Source organism: Marinobacter alexandrii, assembly GCA_039984955.1.
Lineage (GTDB): Bacteria > Bacteroidota > Bacteroidia > Cytophagales > Cyclobacteriaceae > Ekhidna.
The window spans coordinates 663428-680086 of record JBDWTN010000005.1; the positions used below are offsets into that span (position 1 = coordinate 663428).

Sequence of the window (16659 nt, forward strand, 5' to 3'; positions counted from 1 at the left end):
TCGCTCGGCTTACTTATTAGCTGTTCCCAAAACGAGAACACCCTGCTACAGAGTAAAGGTTATTTCATCTTTAAAGTCGATGCAGTAAGTGTTTCGGGAGGAAGAGTAAATAAAGACGTACGAAGTTTTGAAAACTTCGGAAGTCTCTTGAAATGAATAAGCAATCAGCCAAAACCTTTCGCATGAAATAAACTAAATGAACACTCACCATACATACACCACCACACGCAAACTGCTCTTGAAGAGAATGATATTCTTTTTTGGTGCACTGTGTCTCTTTTTACAAGTCAGCTATAGCCAGAGCTATGAATTAAGAACTTACACGTTCTCCAATGGTGCAAGTAAAGTAAATAGCTCTTCATATATTTTGGAGCCAACAGTTGGTCAACCCATAAGCGGCACAGTCTCTTCCGCTAATTACACACTCACAGCAGGGTTTCTTCCAACGGCTATTCCCCGGCAGGCAGAACTTACGCTCCAGTCCAGTTTGAATCTGTCGCCAACTGAAATACCTCCAGGCGGCACTACCAGCTTATCTTTCACTCTCTCTAATAGTGGTGCTGTAGACGTTTTCGCTGAGATCTCAGCTACTGTTTACTTATCAGCTAATTCTGACTTAGAAGCTGGAGACCTTCAGTTAGACCAATTTAGTATCGTTACCAATCTCGCCGCTGGCGAGACATTCAATTTCCCGCAGGGATCTACCACAAAGAGTCTAGAAATTCCTACAGATACAGAAGTAGGAAATTACTTTGTTCTAGTCGATTTACAGACTTCTGTTCCAATTGATGAGATCAATGCCAACAATGTCTTTTCCCAACAGCTCGTTGTTAGTAACACAACCACTGTAGATGTCACTGCACCTTCCGTTACATCTGTATCTCCCTCAGACATATTTACTCCCTCTGAGGAAATCATTGCCACGATCACTGATGCATCAGAGATTGAATCAGCAACCTTATTTTATCGACCTATTTCAGGAACTGATTTTACCCCCGTAGGCTTAACCAAAAATGGTAACAACTTTTTTGTACAGCTTGAGGATAGTTGGGCTGATGAAATAGGATTAGAAGGATACATCATTGCGAGTGATGTATTTGGAAATACCATTGAAGAAAATCCGAACACACATTTTTTCCTATATAGGGAAACTAGTTCAACAGAATCCATTCCTTTCGTTGGGGGAGGATTCGATGGGAAAGCAGCTTCCTATCGAATGTTTTCTGTTCCTTATGAACTGGATGATAAAAGTCTGGTCTCCATTTTTGATGAATTAGGTGGTTATGACCAAAACGTATGGCGCGTTTTTCACTACAGCAATAGTCAATACAACGAGTTGCTGGACGGATTAAATAACATTGCATTAGGGGATGGTTATTGGTTCAATACGACTGTACCAGATTTTTCCATTGAAATAGGTTCCGGAACAACGGACAATGTCAGTCAATCAAATCCTTTTCAAAGGAACTTTGAGCAAGGCTGGAATCAAATCGGCAACCCCTACCCTTTTGCAATTACCTGGGCTGATATTCAAAGTGCAAATCCTGACTTAGGGCTTGGTTCTTTACAAACCTATCAAAATGGAAGCTATCAAACCAGCACCACCCTCAACGCATGGGAGGGTGCTTTTGTGTTCTGCGAGACTGCCGGTTCAGGCAATTTTCCTATCAGACCCAACACCTCAGGTCGTGAAAGTGGAAATGATGATTTTGAATGGAAACTGAATTTTACATTAGAACTGAAAGACAAGCGTCAGTCAGGCGTAGTAGGAATGCATCGATCAGCCAGTCTAGGCAAAGATGGAATGGATGAGATTACTGTACCGCGATTTATATCATTCCTGGAGATGAGCACACATCACCCTGAATACTTTGCTCCTAAATTCTCTTCTGATATAGTGCCAACATCCGATAATCATGAATGGCTTTTTACATTAGAATCAGATGAAACTGTCGGTACCGGCATTTTAAGTTGGAATTTAACCTCCAACTTTGGTTCATACTTCTTGTTGAATCATTCGACCTTAAAGGTTATTGACATGAGTCAGGTTTCTCAAATAGCATTTGAATGGGGAAATGGTAAGCAATTCAGCATCTACTATTCAAAAGATGGAGATTTTATACCAAATCAAAGCATTGTTGGTCAAGTTTATCCTAACCCATTTACCGACCGCTTAATGATTCCTCTTTTAACAAACGACCAAGACCAATCAATTGCTTTCCAGATCATTGACACTGCGGGTAAAGAGATAATTAACTCATATAAATCATTCAATCAAAGTGGTCTTCATCTTATAGAATGGGATGGTAAAGATGTCAATGGTCATGAAGTATCCAATGGAGTATACTTCTTTCGAATAAGTCTAAACGGTCAGGAAAGAATGGTGAGAATTATAAAAAACAAGGTCAACTAAAGGGATATATCTATGAAAAAGTACCTATTTATTCTTGCCATACTAACCTTCGCTATGAAAGGGTTCAGTCAAGAGTTTTCGATGACTACCATAGAGCAAACTCCGGATAACCTAATCGTACATTATGACTTACTGGATACGACCAAGAATCGTGCATATACAGTCTACCTGTATCTTTTGACGGACAGTACCATAGCTCCTGTAAAAGAAGTATCGGGCGATGTAGGCCTGGAAGTCAGGCCCGGAGTGAATAATAAGATCATTTGGAATGCCAAAAAAGAATTGGGGGATAACTTCAGAGGAAGCATCCAGCTAGAAGTCCGAGGTAAGGTATATGTGCCTTTTATTGAGTTTGAAAGCTTTCCCGAAAACAAAGAGCTCAAACGAGGAAAAACCTATGAGTTTGCCTGGGATGGAAAATCAAGCTCCAATATTTTAGATTTTAAACTTTACAAGGAAGAAGACTTGATGGCCATTTTGCCTGAAGTTGCCAACACTGGAGATGCTAAAATTCAACTCCCTTCATCTTTAAAACCTGGGAAGTATAGATTTTATGTGACTGATTCAAGAAATAAAGATCAGGAGGTTCACTCTCCAATTTTTATCGTGAAACCCAAATTTCCACTTTTCTTGAAAGCTATTCCACTATTGGCTGCAGGTGCTGTCGGGTACTTCCTGCTTTCCAAAGAAAATGAAACTTCATTCGACGTAGAGGGACCACCAGAAATCCCCGATAACCAATAAATACTACAGCTATGAAAAATTTAATTTTAGTCATTCTAGCATTTCCATTGATCGTTGGAGCTCAAAGCTTCGTTGATAAAACGAATGCAATTCAAGTAGACTACACCAAAGATGTATCAGCTACTACTCTACCAGTTATCTCCTGGGAAACGCCAAGAATAGAGTCGTCCTTTAGCACAGAAAAATCAATTATGCTAAGAGCACGCGTAAAATCCAGTGTAGAGCTGGAAGAGGTGAAATTAAGAATCACATTTGGAGGTAAAACGGTAGAAAAAAACATTGAGATCCCTCCTCTTCAAAACAGTTTCAATTTTGAACAAAAGCTCAATTTGCGGGAAGGATCCAACATAGTAGAGATTCTTGCGAAGAATAAAAAAGGAGGAATTGTAACCAGTGAACGAAGTATTCTTCATGGAGAAGATGACATCATCTCAAGCATAGACGCTAATAGAAAAGACTATGCATTAGTTATCGCTACAGATGAATATGATTATTGGGGAGACTTAAACAATCCTATAAACGACGCAAAAACAATTGGATCCATTCTTGAAGAAAAATATGGATTTGAAGTGGATATGATGATCAATCCATCTGTGGAAGAATTGAATGATAAGGTCTATGATTATAATTCTAAAGTATACAACCCGCAAGATCAGTTGATGATTTTTGTGGCTGGACATGGATACTTTGATGAGACTTTAGAAGAAGGATACGTTGTTGCGAGCAATTCGCTAAAAAATGATAAGGGGAAAACTACTTACCTGTCTCACAACTTACTAAGGGTTCGTTTAGACAATATCAAATGTGAGCACATCCTCCTGGTTATGGATGTATGCTTTGGTGGTACAATTGATCCGAGGATGGCAAGGCTAAGGGGTAATGCTCTAGAGCGTGAAGATGCTCAATATCTGGTAAAAAAGCTTACGAAGCGTACCCGAAAGTTTCTTACAAGTGGAAGTAAAGAATATGTTCCGGATGGGACTCCCGGAAAACATTCTCCGTTTGCAGAAAAATTTATTCTTGCATTAAGGGAAATTGGTGGCGGTGAAGGAAGAATCCTGTCTACTACAGAATTGATCCCGTACTTTATGAGACTACCTACAGAACCAAGATTTGGAAGTTTCGGTACCGATGAACCCAACAGTGACTTTGTATTTGTTGCGAAATAATATTTTCTGTTACTTCATTACAAATTATTTCATCTATTCCCTGCAAGATGCTATGAACTGTAATTAGCTTTCGCGAGTTCTTAAGTAGAAATGAGTTATTCATTTAACTTGCAACCTGAATGGAATTGACGAAAGAAAATCTACTTAAAGCTCTTAGTGAAGTAATAGATCCGGACCTGAAAAAGGACTTGGTTTCTCTGGGAATGATCCAAAACATCCACATCGATGGGAACAAAGCTGCATTTGATGTAGTTCTTACTACACCTGCATGCCCTCTGAAAGAGGTGATCAAAAAGGATTGTGAAGAAAAAATCCAAAAACATCTGGGAGATGTGAAATTGGTGATCAACATGACTTCCAATGTCACTACGAAGAGAGATGAGGGTCCTGTACTGCCTGGCGTTAAAAATATTATTGCCGTTTCTTCAGGTAAAGGTGGTGTCGGGAAATCTACTGTCGCATCTAATCTTGCGGTAGCGCTTGCCAGAACAGGCGCAGATGTGGGATTGATTGATGCGGATATTTATGGTCCTTCGATCCCAACGATGTTCAATTGTGAGTTTGAACAACCTGGAGTTGTTCAAGAGGATGGAAAAAACAAAATTGTTCCAATTCAGCAGTACGGAGTGAAACTCATTTCTATTGGTTTTTTGACAAATAGTGAAGATGCAGTAGTATGGAGAGGCCCTATGGCAAGTTCGGCTTTAAAGCAGTTTATTTCAGACGCCAAATGGGGTGACTTAGATTATTTACTGATTGATTTACCGCCGGGAACCAGTGACATTCACTTAACACTGGTACAAGCTGTTCCTGTAACTGGTGCATTGGTCGTCACTACTCCTCAAAAAGTAGCTTTGGCAGACGCACAAAAAGGTATTTCTATGTTTAAACAAGCTCAAATCAACGTTCCTATCTTAGGTTTAGTAGAGAATATGGCTTGGTTTACCCCTGAGGAACTTCCTGACAATAAATACTTTATCTTTGGTGAAGGGGGAGGAAAAAATCTTGCAATGAAGAATGATATCGAACTCTTAGGACAGATTCCAATTGTGCAATCGATTCGTGAAAGTGGGGATAATGGATATCCAGTGGCAATGAAAGATGAAGAAATATCAGATGCTTTCAAACAATTAGCCGAGAGTGTAGCTCAACAAGTAGCTATAAGAAATGCTTCAATTGCAGAGACTAAAAAAGTAGAAGTGACCGTTTAGCATATGTCAGAATTAGTAGAGAGAGTAGAAAAAGCACTTAACACAATCAGGCCCTACCTGGAAGCTGATGGTGGAGATGTGAAAGTTTTGGAAGTAGACAAAGAGATGAACGTTGTGCTGGAACTTATGGGAAACTGTGGTTCTTGTCCCATGTCTACTATGACACTTAAAGCAGGTGTTGAAGAAGCTATTAAAAGAGAAGTTCCAGAAATAAAAAGTGTGCATGCAGTCAACGTCACTTCGCCAGACGACCCAAACGCCAAACTTCCATTCGTTAATTGATGGACCCATGCGAGGTGGGCTATTTATTTTTCTTGCACTTATAGGCTCTCTTTCGTTTGCACAGGAAAGATGTGGATCTACTGCTCCTTCTACAGGTGAATTTGAAAATTGGATCAGTTCGAAAATTGCTAACCAAAGATTCGAGGTAAATAGACCTCAAGCTACTCTCTATCAAATCCCAGTTGTTGTTCATGTATTTCATAAAGGTGAGCCTGTAGGAACAGGAGTCAACCTTTCTCAAGAACGTATCCTGGCTCAAATAGACTCTTTAACAGCAGATTTTAGAAGAATGAATGCTGATGCGATTAACACTCCACTTGAATTTTCAGCAATAGCTGCCGACATTGAAATTGAATTCGTACTAGCAAAGCAGGATCCGGCTGGTCTTCCAACTGACGGGATTGTAAGGTTAAGAGGATCCAGAGATACGTATCGTTCTAATTCTCACAGGCCGCTATTGAGGTCTGAGAGTTACTGGCCGGCAGAGCATTACCTAAACATTTTCGTTACTGATCTGCAAATATTTCTTGGATACGCTTCCTTTCCAAGAATTTCATTGGAGGGGATTAGCAACAACGAAGAAGATTTCACCTTTGATGGAGTCCTCATGGATTATGAATATTTTGGCGTAAATCCTACAGCTCCTGCCTTTGAAAGTTTAGGAAGAACCCTAACACATGAAGTTGGACATTATCTTGGATTAAGACACATATGGGGCGATGGTAACTGTTCAGTAGACGACTTTGTAGATGACACTCCTCTCGCTGATAATGACAATGGAGATTACACCTCTCCTTGTACTTTCCCCAATCCAGACGATACAAACGTATGTATTGACGGTGAGCCTGAAATGTTCCAAAACTACATGGATTACACAGATGATGTTTGCATGAATCTATTTACAGTTGGACAAAAGGCAAGGATGAGAACAGTAATGGATAATGCACCAAATAGGCTGTCTTTAACCACTTCTCCAGGTTTGGTTGATCCAACTCGCTTTACGAATGACTTAGCCATTACTCATATCTTAAGTCCGAAATATTCAGAATGCGATGCAAGCCTGATTCCTACGGTCCGCATAGTAAATTATGGCACCAGTGAAGTGACTAGTTATGATATTCAACTATCCATTAACAGCAGCCCTGCCGGAAGTCCTCAATCTATTGTTACCTCTCTTCCTCCTCTTTCTTCTGATACAATAACGTTTTCAAATCAACTAATTACTTCTACCCCCTCATCAATTTCATTTGAAATTAGTAACGTTAATGGTACTGCAGATAATGATCTTTCAAATAATATTTTTTCAAAAGAACTAAGCGCAACATCTTCCATTACTCTTCCTTTTCAAGAAGATTTTGAAGGTACTGTCAACGTTTTAGGTCTTGGAGGTGGTTCCTTTCCATGGGAAGTATTAAGTGCACCAAAAACCTCTCCTTCGAATCAAGCATATACCTTTAAGTCCCATCAAAACACCCAATGGTTTGGTGAAGAAACTCTTTTCAAAACACCCATATTTGATTTAACAGGAATTTCATCTGGTGATTTAATTTTCAGTTACGCTCACGCAAATTCCCCGAATAGCTTCTACGATGGATTAATGGTGAAAGCAAGTGTTGACTGTGGAGAGACTTTCCCTGACATAATCTTTACTGGTTTTGGTCCAGAATTAGCTACTGCAAGCGAAACAGACACCTATTTCACACCTTCCAATCAACTGGAATGGATAGATACACTACTCAGTATTACGGACTATAAAGATATTGATGGAGTGCAATTCGCTTTTGTGGGAATCAACGGAAGTGGAAATAACATATATATCGATGATATAGGAGTAATAGAAACCAATTTATTTGAAAATGACATTAAACCTATTAGCCTGTCTGGTCCATTAATTACCTGTTCTGAACAAACCAAATTGACTCTTGGAATCAGGAATGTTGGTTCACAAACTATTAATTCTTTTGAAGTGAATTATAGTGTGAATGGTTCTACATTCACACAGACTTATAGTGGATTAACTATTTCTTCAAAAGATTTTGCCTCCTTTTCATTTGCGCTCGAGAATATTCCCGAAGGAGAAAGTCCTATAAACTTAGAAATAGTCAATGTTAACAATTTGCCTGATGAGTCTGCAGATGGAAATTCTATTCAAATACAACTAGAAAGGGACGACAGGGAAGATGAATATCCACTCACAGTTGACTTTGAGAGTGCTGATATCTGGAGTACCGTCTCAGATGGCACTATTCCACTATGGAACAGAGTAGAAATTGATGGAAATGGGATGCTAAGAGCTAATGGATTCAATTCCCCCGAATTGGGCACCAAAAGTTGGTTTGTAAGTCCAAAACTTAACGTTGGAGGGCTAGATAGTGCTGGACTACAATTCACCGTCTCCTATGCTAAAAGAATAGGTTTTAATGATCGCTTACAAGTTCTTCTATCCGTTGATTGTGGCGAATCTTACCCAACCACCCTACTGGATGCTGATTCCGATTCTCTTGCCCTCCTAGAAACTTCCGAGCAATGGGTTCCTACTAGCAATATTGACTGGGAGGAATTTCAACTTGATCTGTCGGGTTCTATTCCATTTAAAGATGATATTCGGATTGCCTTTGTTTTTACTTCAGGTGGAGGCAATGATTTATTTATTGATGACATTCAAATTCGTGGGAATGAACTTCCAACCTATGAAGATGTAGGACGAGCTTACCCAAACCCTGCCTTTGGCAGGTTCAATTTAGGTCTTAATCTACCTGTTAAAGAGCCCGTTACTATTCGTCTAATAGATGTAAGTGGCAGGGTAGTTATTGAAGATTTCATAGAAAATGGGTTCAATCAAATCATTGAATATAAAACTCCATCCAAAGAAGGACTTTACTTTTTAACGATAAGTGGAAATCAATTCGTGACAACACAAAAGCTATTTATTAATCGCTAATTGATTAGGTTTATCACTTTATTTATCGAGAACTATGTCATTCAGAAAACCAACCAGCGTAAAAGACTTTTTCATTCATTTAGGTGTTCTCTTTGGAGGGGCCACACTACTCGTAATCATCGTGTTTTACATATGGTTACCAGTCACGACCAATCATGGTGAGACGATAACGGTCCCGGATGTAAAAGGAATGACTGTAGATGAGCTAGCAGAGTTTTTATCAAAACGTAATTTAAGGTTTGAACCTACGGCAGATTCGAGCTATTCGCCAGATTTTCCTCCACTTGCTGTACTTGTGCAAGTACCTGCACCCAACACAAAAGTGAAAGAAAATAGAAAAATATACGTTACGCTTAATGCAAAGAGTCCTCCGATGGTCAAGTTTCCTGATTTGATAAACAAATCACTGAAGAGCGTAATGATGACACTAAGTTCCTATGATCTAAAACTCGGAGATGTTAAATACATTCCAGATGAATTCTTCAATGTTGTTATTGAGGTCCGCTTAAATGGCAGAATAGTATTAGAAGGTGAACAGATTGAGAAAGGATCTACAATTGACATAGTTGCAGGTAATGGATATGGAAACACTGTCTTTCAATCTCCAAACCTAATAGGGTTGGATCAGGAGGAAGCAGAGTTTGCCATTATCGGTTCAGGTCTTAGAGTTGGAAAAATCAAAATAACAGACAAATATCAAGCAGGCTTTGCAGCACTAGATTCTTTAGGTAACGACATGTTGGAATACCGCAGTATTTCGCCGGGTACTGTACAGCAACAGTACCCAAGACCTGAGAGAAGAGTGAAAATAGGCGACCCAATAGATATATGGATTTATACCCCTGATTCGTTAAGCAATACAGCTACGATTCTTGACAACCAATGAGATATTTCGCGTTTACCATATTATTCACTTACGCATTCATTAGCACCGGGCAATTGATCATCAAGCCCATAGCTAAAAATCAAGCAAATGAGAGAGGTCGAATCACTGAAACCAACATTGTAAATCCAGCCACCCTGCCCTTTTGGGACGACTTTTCTGTTACAAGCGATTCTCCTGACAGTGTAAGGATATGGGGGACCGACACTACCTCTCAATGGAACCGAGAACTCAGCAAAGATGTATTTGTAAATGCTACGTTGGCGGTAAACCCTCCTTCTCATAAGGTAGCCACCTTTGATGGATTAGATGAAAACGGTGCTTTTCATGGTGATGGCGAAGGGCTTGCGGATGAACTTGTATCGGATACGATAGACTTGCAAGGTAGAGCAAATGTTATTTTATCCTTCTACTGGCAAGCTGGAGGTCGTGTAGAAATTCCAGAAGCGGGGGATTCACTTGTGCTTCAGTTTCATCGGTTCGAAGATGGGCAAAGCACCTGGGAAATGGCATGGCTTCAGGATGGTGGAGATTTGGACAGTGATCAAGATTCAGTATTTACACAAGAAGCAATTGAGATTGATCCAGAATTTCTGACCCAAGATTTTTTATTTCGATTTCAGTCATACGGTGATCTGGATGGACCGTTCGACGCATGGCATGTCGATTGGATTTATTTAAATGAGAATCGTCAAGATGATTCTTTTTTTTACGCGGATCAAGGTTTTAATGAGCAATTAAGCTCTCCCTTCTCGCCATTCACCTCATTACCAGTGAATCAATTTAGATCTAATGTAGATGCTCTATCTGGCATTGTGCAAACTGGAGTTTTTAATTTAGAAGATGAGCCCGACAATATTGGTCCATCTGCTGAATACATTTTGGTACTACGAGAGACAGTTTCAAATACAATTGTCGACTCCATTTTTTACGGAAATCAAGAACTGCTTGGATTTAATCCAAATCCGCTTAAAATGACCGGGATAAGGATCTTACAACTAGATAGTATTGATTTAGAGCCTCTACCTGAGATAGATTCAGCAATCTTGGAAAGTGAATTATATTTCAGATCATCTGATGATACGTTTCTTGATGGAACTCCCGTAAACCTCCAAATCAATGATACGGTTAAATCCAGGTATTTACTGCAAGATTATTACGCCTTTGATGATGGTACAGCAGAGTTTGCTGCGGGAACGAATATTGCAGAAGGGCAAGTCGCTATAAAATTTTGGTTGGAAGAATCAGACACACTCACACATGTAGATATTCATTTTCCCAATATCGCTCCTTCAAGTACTGATAATTCATTGGAACTCAGAGTTTTTAAAAACCTCAATGATGAACCAATCAGAGCTCAGAATATAACAGTCATCAATGCGGAAGGCATCAATGCATTTCATAGATACAAGCTCTCTAGATCTGTAGTCCTTGCGGATACTTTTTTCGTAGGCTATCAGCAGAGGGAAAACGAATACATTGGCGTTGGTTTTGATCGTAGCAACCCTGAAGCATCTGAGTATATTTTCGAAAACAGATTGGGTATATGGGAGCAAAACACTCGGTTATCGGGAGCGCTTATGATAAGACCCGTTTTTGCGCAAGTCGAGCCTGATACGGTTACAGCTATCCAAAACAAAAGACCATTAACCGTTTACCCCAACCCAACAAAAGGTCCTTTAAGAATCGATGGAGAATATGAAGCAATTTCCCTGATGAATTTCTCTGGAAAGACATTGATTCATGAAACAGCCAATAATGATCATGATTTTTCACGTCTAAAATCGGGATTATATTTGCTCACCATTCACCGAAAAGAGGGTGATCAAACACTTAAAATCATTAAAAAATGAACGAAGATATAACATGTCAGGAAGTAAAATCCCGTCTTGATAGCGGTGAAAAATTCAATTTCATAGACGTAAGAGAAGAATGGGAATTCGAAGAAAAAAACATTGGAGCCATGCTTATTCCGCTAGGTGAACTTCCCAGCAGACTTTCAGAAATTGAGCAGATGAAAGATCAGGAGATTATCGTTCACTGTAAGTCTGGAGGACGATCTGGTCAGGCAAAAAAATTCCTTAACAGCCAAGGCTATGCAAATGTTCGAAATATGCTAGGTGGTATTACGGCCTACGCAGAGCTTTAAAAACCGTCAATAACAAGGGGTTGGGGGCTAAAGCATAGAATGAAAATAACTAGCGCAACCCAGCCCAATATTTTTCTTTCAGTAGACAGAGGACTGTTATCTACTACCGAAGGGTGATCCACACCAATAAATCGTCCAATCAAAACAGAGAAAAGTAGCCAACCTGTATATCCTTCTACTTTGAATATTGAAGCCACAAAGAACTGCACTACAAACATCACTGTGGCATATAGCAGTCTATCTCTTTTTTCTTTAAATACGCTGTAAGCACTTACATAGACCACCAATAAGTAAATGGCAATACTGATGACGAAATTACCAATCCCTTCAAGTGAGGTGTTAACTAAGTCTGCTGTGGTCACCCAACCAAGCCCTGCATAAAACAGAAATCCAGTAAAAAGAACTCGTGAGATGATCGCATGATTTTTAGGTCCGAACAAACCAAACAGAACATGACCTCCATCTAATTGTCCCATAGGAAGTAGGTTGAGCGCTGTGAAAAAGAATGCTAAGTAAGCTGCAAGCAATACGGGATAGTGCATCAATTCTTTTGAACTAGGAACATATCGATCTGAAGGAGCAAAATAATTTCTCCCCAGGCTCATTAAAATATTGTCGCCAAATGAAATAGATCCTTTTCTAGCAGTAGAAATAGTGTCTGGTAAAGCTTCATACCCAAGTCTATCTGCATTCAAATCGCTTTTCAACAGAATCGTATCTAACCCCATCATTCGTTCTTCAAAATTTTCACCGAAAACCTCGTATTCAGGATGAACCTCATAGATGTATTCAGTCTCTGGCAAACTTCGAAAACCATAGATCATCAAGATTAGAGCGACAATAAAACCGGCAATAGGTCCTGAAACACCCACATCGAAGTACTTAATCCGACTTGAGATATTTTCTTTGATGCGAATGAAAGCCCCCATTGTACCTATTGAAGCCATTCCAATGAATCCAAACCACATAGGGATATAATAGGGCAAGGAGACGTTAATCTTATGATAGCGAGCTGTAAAATAATGCCCAAACTCATGGACCGTTAAAATGAATAGAAAAGGAATTGAGAAATTAAATCCAAAAAGGAAATCATCCCAGGTCATCCCCAATATCAGAAATTTTCCGATGGTCCATTCGGCCCCAGCAAACGTTGTGGTAATCAACGTCACCACAAACAATCCCAGCTGAATAAGTTTTGTCTTTTGCTGCTTATCCAAGTCCGAAAATTTGGTCTAACTGTCTATCTGGGTCAAGAATTTGCAGTGCTTTCATCCCAGCTTTTTGTGCTGCTTCTACATTGTCCAAGCGATCATCTAAAAATAGCATTCTTGAAGCATAAAGACCAATATCGTCTATCACAAAATTGTAGCAATTGAGGTTAGGTTTCCGCATTCCTATTTCATGCGAATAGTAGACTTCTTTTACAAAATCTCTTAGACTGTCCTTTCCTGTCTCCATCATGATCATCTCTTCATAAGCTATCTCATGAATCATGTTTGTATTGGAAAGAATAAACGTGTCAAAACGCTCGCCTATCTTCAAAACCTTATCCATGCGCTCTTTCGTAATTGACTTAAGCATACTATTCCAGATTTGCTCAAACTGTCTCTCACCCATGTTTGTACCTAACAACGAGTTTATTTTAGCTCTAAACTCGTCTGGCTCAATCATTCCCATCTCAAATTTCTGTAGAACAGGCGCTGTAACTACCAGTTCTTCAATCTCCTCCTGGTTCTTTTTGGCGACTTTAGAAAATTGCCTGATCACTCTAGGGTAATCCAGATCAATCAATACATTCCCAAAATCAAAAATTATGGCATCTATGCCTTGCAGTACATTTGACATTCGTTGGCTATTAAAGTGCAAATATGTAATATTGCGCTTCCTTTTGAAAGCGTGTCGCAAACACGTTTTTATTATTTAGCTTTAAAATTTGATTAAAAGCTAGATAAAATCTAAATTTTGAAGGAACATACTCTTTCAAAATATTTTTAGGGCCTATAACTCAGTTGGTTAGAGTAACTGACTCATAATCAGTAAGTCCCAGGTTCGAGCCCTGGTGGGCCCACAATTAAAAGCCTTCATTTATTTTAAATGGAGGCTTTCTTATTCTGTCTTTAAAAAGAACGGAATCTGCATAATAAGTATGTGATGCTTATTCATACCTTAATTTATATAGCAGCTATCAGCAAACCCACCCCTATTCCAAGTACTCCCACCACTATTTTATCGGTTATTCCTCCCCACCATATTCCTCGAATTTCTTTTTTTAAACGATCAATTGTGTGATCCATTTCAGTGATTTGCCTCTTGAGGTTTTGATTGTTTTTATCTAACTCCAGGTTATTTTGTTTCATTGACACAAGGTTCTTATCCAGATCCGTCAAAATCTGCTCTAAGTCCACATCCATTTCTGCAGCATTTGATTCCATCCGCTTGAGTAGTTTCGTAACCAATTTTTCTACCTCTTTGACTTTACTCAATAAATCTTCATTTACTGTTTGCAGGTTAGCATTAGTTAATCTTGTTTCTTTCAGTTCATCTAATTTTTCATTGAGCAAAAGAGCTCTAGAACTACTGATGATGTATGCTGAATCCGCTTCTATCCGTACAACATTACCTTTTGTCACAATAAGCTTTTGGTCTGATTTCCTAAACTTCAATTCCTGACCAAAGCAAGTCATTGAACAAAGAAACAGGGTGAGGGATATTAATTTTGTTTTCATCATTAAAATCTTAAGCTATCCAAGCTAACTGTGTCTAACGGAATAGCTATTTCTAGTGTATCATATTTCAAAATCAACTCTTTCAATTCATTTCGAATTCTTCCGACACTTGCATTTTGCTCCGTAGATATTTCCGATATTTTTTGTCTGAATTGATCTATTTGTTCTCTGGATGTAGCAAATTCATCATACAAATCAACATACCTCTTTTGAAGGACAGAGTACTCGTCTTCAACAGCTTGTAAGGTATCAATTCGAAGCTCTAGCTCTTTCGTTATACGTTTTGCTTCTTTCAGCGAACTTCTTCCAAAAATGATATTAAGTCCCAAGGTCAGTGCCAGACCTACAACCACTATGGTTTGCCATTTAACTTGTTTCATAGTTAATTCTTAAAACTATACTTAATTGTATTTGAGGTTTCATCGAACGTTACATTCCCCATTAAACCTAAACATCTACCTATTAAAAGTAACTTATCAATTCTCAATTCTTCCTGAAATGTAAGAATTCTTACCTAAGAATGAAAAGATGCTAATCTCTTAAATTCAAGAATAGCATAAGGATAATTTCCTCTATATTAGTTAACGGATTCCAATATCACTAACGCAATCAATCTGTGGAAATACAAAACTTAATCACTAAGCTCCCATGGCATCCTACAAGAAGGTGGAGTGTTCGTCAATTATCTAAAATTGGCAAAATAATTCTTCATCAGGAGCTGGGAGAAGCTGACGTAGAAGCAGTTAATAATTATCATATTCAGCCTAACCATATTTCTTCAAGAGGTTGCCCTCACCTATGTTATCATTACGCTATTCGCAAGAATGGTGAGATTATTCAATCAAATGAACTATCAAGTGTTACTTGGCATTGCAAAGGACAAAATACTTCAGCAATAGGCATCATGGTTGTTGGAAACTTTAATGGTCCAGGTTATGACATGGGGACTTCAGAGCCAACTAAAGAACAGATAAAATCAATTCAGTTTTTAATAGAGTACCTCCAAAAGTCTTTCAACTTAAGTAATCAAGATGTTTACGGGCATTATCATTTTGGAAAACCAGCATGTCCTGGGCACGATCTTCAAAAATTGGTTGAAAAATATAGAAACAATCTCCCAGAAGGACCAAAAGTTGAAAAATCAGTAAAAGAGGTTCAAAAACGACTAAATAAACTTGGCTATGCCGCGGGTCGTGAAGATGGCATACATGGAATTAAAACTTTATCCGCGATCCGTAGATTCCAACATACCCAAGGGCTTGTCGTTGACGGAATCATGGGGCCAAAAACATGGAGTAGATTAATAGAATTGACAAAATAGCTTTCAAATGGATAAACCAGAAAAATTAATTGTTGGTGAACAAGGGTTTTGGTCTACTTGGGTTTCTAAGTTACTTTTTACCCTCATTAGCGTAAAAGTTTGGGGACTAGCAGCAGCGTTAACTATCTCCACATGGCTCTTACTGAATTCGGATTCCAAGCCATTTGGAGAAGATTTGCAATTTGGAATTACTGGGGGTCAATGGATGACTTTCAACACGACTATTTGGGCGCTCATATTTGGAATGAAGGAGGTTTTTAGAATAGCCGAAAAGAGAGATAAGACAGAAAAAGAGGTATTGGAAAAGCAGCTACACTCTAAAGAAAAGGTAGCTGCACTTATTGAAACATCTGGAAGTCCCTCTATTGTTAAAATCAACCCAGATGGAACAGAAACTGTTGGATCAGAACCTGATTGATATGATGAGCAAATCATTAAAAACCATTATTGTACTAGTCATAATTGCGGGTGTAATCGTTCTGCTCATTTTTAGAGAAGATCTTGTTGGACAAGCTTTTGCCGCACTTGCTGGAGGTGTTGCTATTTTCAAATCCAAATTTTTTAACTCGTCCAAGACAACTCTGGAAGAAGAAATAGGGAGTATAGACTTAGAACATACCAAAAAAAGAAACGACTGGGAGATAATAAAAGAAGAATACGATAACAAATTTCATGCAATGAAAGCGAGGATAGACTATCTGGATTATAGATCTGCAAAAATTGCTAAGGAATTAAAAGACTTGGATGTAGTGGAAAGAAGAGCCTTAGAGAGAAACAGAAATGCTACTCAACGTTGAGAGGTTTAGCTAAAAATCTTAGA

The 16659-nt window shown here is 38.8% G+C and carries 16 protein-coding genes and 1 tRNA gene; 13 read left to right on the forward strand and 4 right to left on the reverse strand.

Annotated features, from left to right (window positions below):
• The first annotated feature begins 196 nt into the window (after positions 1–196).
• The 9 genes from ABJQ32_03530 (at position 197) to ABJQ32_03570 (ending at position 11792) form a co-directional block, all read left to right on the forward strand.
• Positions 197–2413 carry a T9SS type A sorting domain-containing protein gene (locus ABJQ32_03530; protein MEP5288692.1) on the forward strand — a complete coding sequence of 739 codons (2217 nt, stop codon included), beginning with the start codon at positions 197–199 and terminating at the stop codon, positions 2411–2413.
• A gap of 12 nt (positions 2414–2425) precedes the next feature.
• Complete coding sequence (locus ABJQ32_03535) at positions 2426–3157, forward strand: hypothetical protein (GenBank protein MEP5288693.1); 732 nt, start codon at positions 2426–2428, stop codon at positions 3155–3157.
• 11 nt (positions 3158–3168) lie between these two features.
• The gene (locus ABJQ32_03540) at positions 3169–4326 is read left to right on the forward strand and encodes a caspase family protein (GenBank protein ID MEP5288694.1); all 1158 of its coding nucleotides are present in this window, start codon (positions 3169–3171) and stop codon (positions 4324–4326) included.
• Between the two features lie 119 nt (positions 4327–4445).
• Positions 4446–5537, forward strand: coding sequence for an Mrp/NBP35 family ATP-binding protein (locus ABJQ32_03545; protein ID MEP5288695.1), 1092 nt, complete (start codon positions 4446–4448; stop codon positions 5535–5537).
• Positions 5538–5540: 3 nt separating this feature from the next.
• Positions 5541–5819 carry a NifU family protein gene (locus ABJQ32_03550; GenBank protein MEP5288696.1) on the forward strand — a complete coding sequence of 93 codons (279 nt, stop codon included), beginning with the start codon at positions 5541–5543 and terminating at the stop codon, positions 5817–5819.
• Positions 5761–8760, forward strand: a complete 3000-nt coding sequence (locus ABJQ32_03555) for a choice-of-anchor J domain-containing protein (GenBank protein MEP5288697.1) — start codon at positions 5761–5763, stop codon at positions 8758–8760. Before ABJQ32_03550 ends, ABJQ32_03555 begins: the two co-directional genes overlap by 59 nt.
• A gap of 34 nt (positions 8761–8794) precedes the next feature.
• A complete protein-coding gene (locus tag ABJQ32_03560) occupies positions 8795–9646 on the forward strand; it encodes a PASTA domain-containing protein (protein ID MEP5288698.1) in 852 nt (283 codons plus the stop codon).
• Positions 9643–11496: a T9SS type A sorting domain-containing protein gene (locus ABJQ32_03565; protein MEP5288699.1), complete on the forward strand. Its 1854-nt coding sequence runs from the start codon at positions 9643–9645 to the stop codon at positions 11494–11496. The genes ABJQ32_03560 and ABJQ32_03565 overlap by 4 nt, the downstream gene beginning before the upstream one ends.
• The gene (locus ABJQ32_03570) at positions 11493–11792 is read left to right on the forward strand and encodes a rhodanese-like domain-containing protein (protein MEP5288700.1); all 300 of its coding nucleotides are present in this window, start codon (positions 11493–11495) and stop codon (positions 11790–11792) included. Before ABJQ32_03565 ends, ABJQ32_03570 begins: the two co-directional genes overlap by 4 nt.
• Here ABJQ32_03570 and ABJQ32_03575 read toward each other — a convergent pair.
• On the reverse strand, positions 11789–13009 hold the full coding sequence (locus tag ABJQ32_03575) for a site-2 protease family protein (protein ID MEP5288701.1): 1221 nt from the start codon (positions 13007–13009) through the stop codon (positions 11789–11791). The genes ABJQ32_03570 and ABJQ32_03575 overlap by 4 nt on opposite strands.
• Entirely contained in the window at positions 13002–13637 is a 636-nt protein-coding gene (locus tag ABJQ32_03580; GenBank protein MEP5288702.1) for an HAD family phosphatase, read from the reverse strand. The genes ABJQ32_03575 and ABJQ32_03580 overlap by 8 nt, the downstream gene beginning before the upstream one ends.
• A gap of 149 nt (positions 13638–13786) precedes the next feature.
• On the opposite strand from ABJQ32_03580, the gene ABJQ32_03585 reads away from it, so the two are divergent.
• A tRNA-Ile gene (locus ABJQ32_03585) sits at positions 13787–13860 on the forward strand.
• A gap of 103 nt (positions 13861–13963) precedes the next feature.
• On the opposite strand, the gene ABJQ32_03590 is transcribed toward ABJQ32_03585, so the two are convergent.
• Positions 13964–14518: a hypothetical protein gene (locus tag ABJQ32_03590; protein MEP5288703.1), complete on the reverse strand. Its 555-nt coding sequence runs from the start codon at positions 14516–14518 to the stop codon at positions 13964–13966.
• A gap of 2 nt (positions 14519–14520) precedes the next feature.
• Positions 14521–14898, reverse strand: coding sequence for a hypothetical protein (locus ABJQ32_03595; protein MEP5288704.1), 378 nt, complete (start codon positions 14896–14898; stop codon positions 14521–14523).
• 236 nt (positions 14899–15134) lie between these two features.
• On the opposite strand from ABJQ32_03595, the gene ABJQ32_03600 reads away from it, so the two are divergent.
• Genes ABJQ32_03600 through ABJQ32_03610 form a run of 3 tightly spaced genes read left to right on the forward strand, consistent with a single transcriptional unit; the run spans position 15135 to position 16636 of the window.
• Entirely contained in the window at positions 15135–15839 is a 705-nt protein-coding gene (locus ABJQ32_03600; GenBank protein MEP5288705.1) for an N-acetylmuramoyl-L-alanine amidase, read from the forward strand.
• A 7-nt stretch (positions 15840–15846) separates the two neighbouring features.
• Complete coding sequence (locus tag ABJQ32_03605; GenBank protein MEP5288706.1) at positions 15847–16257, forward strand: hypothetical protein; 411 nt, start codon at positions 15847–15849, stop codon at positions 16255–16257.
• Complete coding sequence (locus ABJQ32_03610) at positions 16223–16636, forward strand: hypothetical protein (GenBank protein ID MEP5288707.1); 414 nt, start codon at positions 16223–16225, stop codon at positions 16634–16636. Before ABJQ32_03605 ends, ABJQ32_03610 begins: the two co-directional genes overlap by 35 nt.
• Positions 16637–16659: the final 23 nt, after the last annotated feature.

Excerpts from the sequence above, each read along its gene's own strand:
- ABJQ32_03560 (MEP5288698.1), top strand. The coding sequence starts at position 8,795 with ATGTCATTCAGAAAACCAACCAGCGTAAAAGACTTTTTCATTCATTTA.
- ABJQ32_03610 (MEP5288707.1), top strand. The coding sequence starts at position 16,223 with ATGGAACAGAAACTGTTGGATCAGAACCTGATTGATATGATGAGCAAA.
- ABJQ32_03550 (MEP5288696.1), top strand. The coding sequence starts at position 5,541 with ATGTCAGAATTAGTAGAGAGAGTAGAAAAAGCACTTAACACAATCAGG.
- ABJQ32_03590 (MEP5288703.1), bottom strand. The coding sequence starts at position 14,518 with ATGAAAACAAAATTAATATCCCTCACCCTGTTTCTTTGTTCAATGACT.
- ABJQ32_03595 (MEP5288704.1), bottom strand. The coding sequence starts at position 14,898 with ATGAAACAAGTTAAATGGCAAACCATAGTGGTTGTAGGTCTGGCACTG.
- ABJQ32_03535 (MEP5288693.1), top strand. The coding sequence starts at position 2,426 with ATGAAAAAGTACCTATTTATTCTTGCCATACTAACCTTCGCTATGAAA.
- ABJQ32_03565 (MEP5288699.1), top strand. The coding sequence starts at position 9,643 with ATGAGATATTTCGCGTTTACCATATTATTCACTTACGCATTCATTAGC.
- ABJQ32_03555 (MEP5288697.1), top strand. The coding sequence starts at position 5,761 with ATGCAGTCAACGTCACTTCGCCAGACGACCCAAACGCCAAACTTCCAT.
- ABJQ32_03540 (MEP5288694.1), top strand. The coding sequence starts at position 3,169 with ATGAAAAATTTAATTTTAGTCATTCTAGCATTTCCATTGATCGTTGGA.
- ABJQ32_03570 (MEP5288700.1), top strand. The coding sequence starts at position 11,493 with ATGAACGAAGATATAACATGTCAGGAAGTAAAATCCCGTCTTGATAGC.
- ABJQ32_03580 (MEP5288702.1), bottom strand. The coding sequence starts at position 13,637 with ATGTCAAATGTACTGCAAGGCATAGATGCCATAATTTTTGATTTTGGG.
- ABJQ32_03530 (MEP5288692.1), top strand. The coding sequence starts at position 197 with ATGAACACTCACCATACATACACCACCACACGCAAACTGCTCTTGAAG.
- ABJQ32_03605 (MEP5288706.1), top strand. The coding sequence starts at position 15,847 with ATGGATAAACCAGAAAAATTAATTGTTGGTGAACAAGGGTTTTGGTCT.
- ABJQ32_03545 (MEP5288695.1), top strand. The coding sequence starts at position 4,446 with ATGGAATTGACGAAAGAAAATCTACTTAAAGCTCTTAGTGAAGTAATA.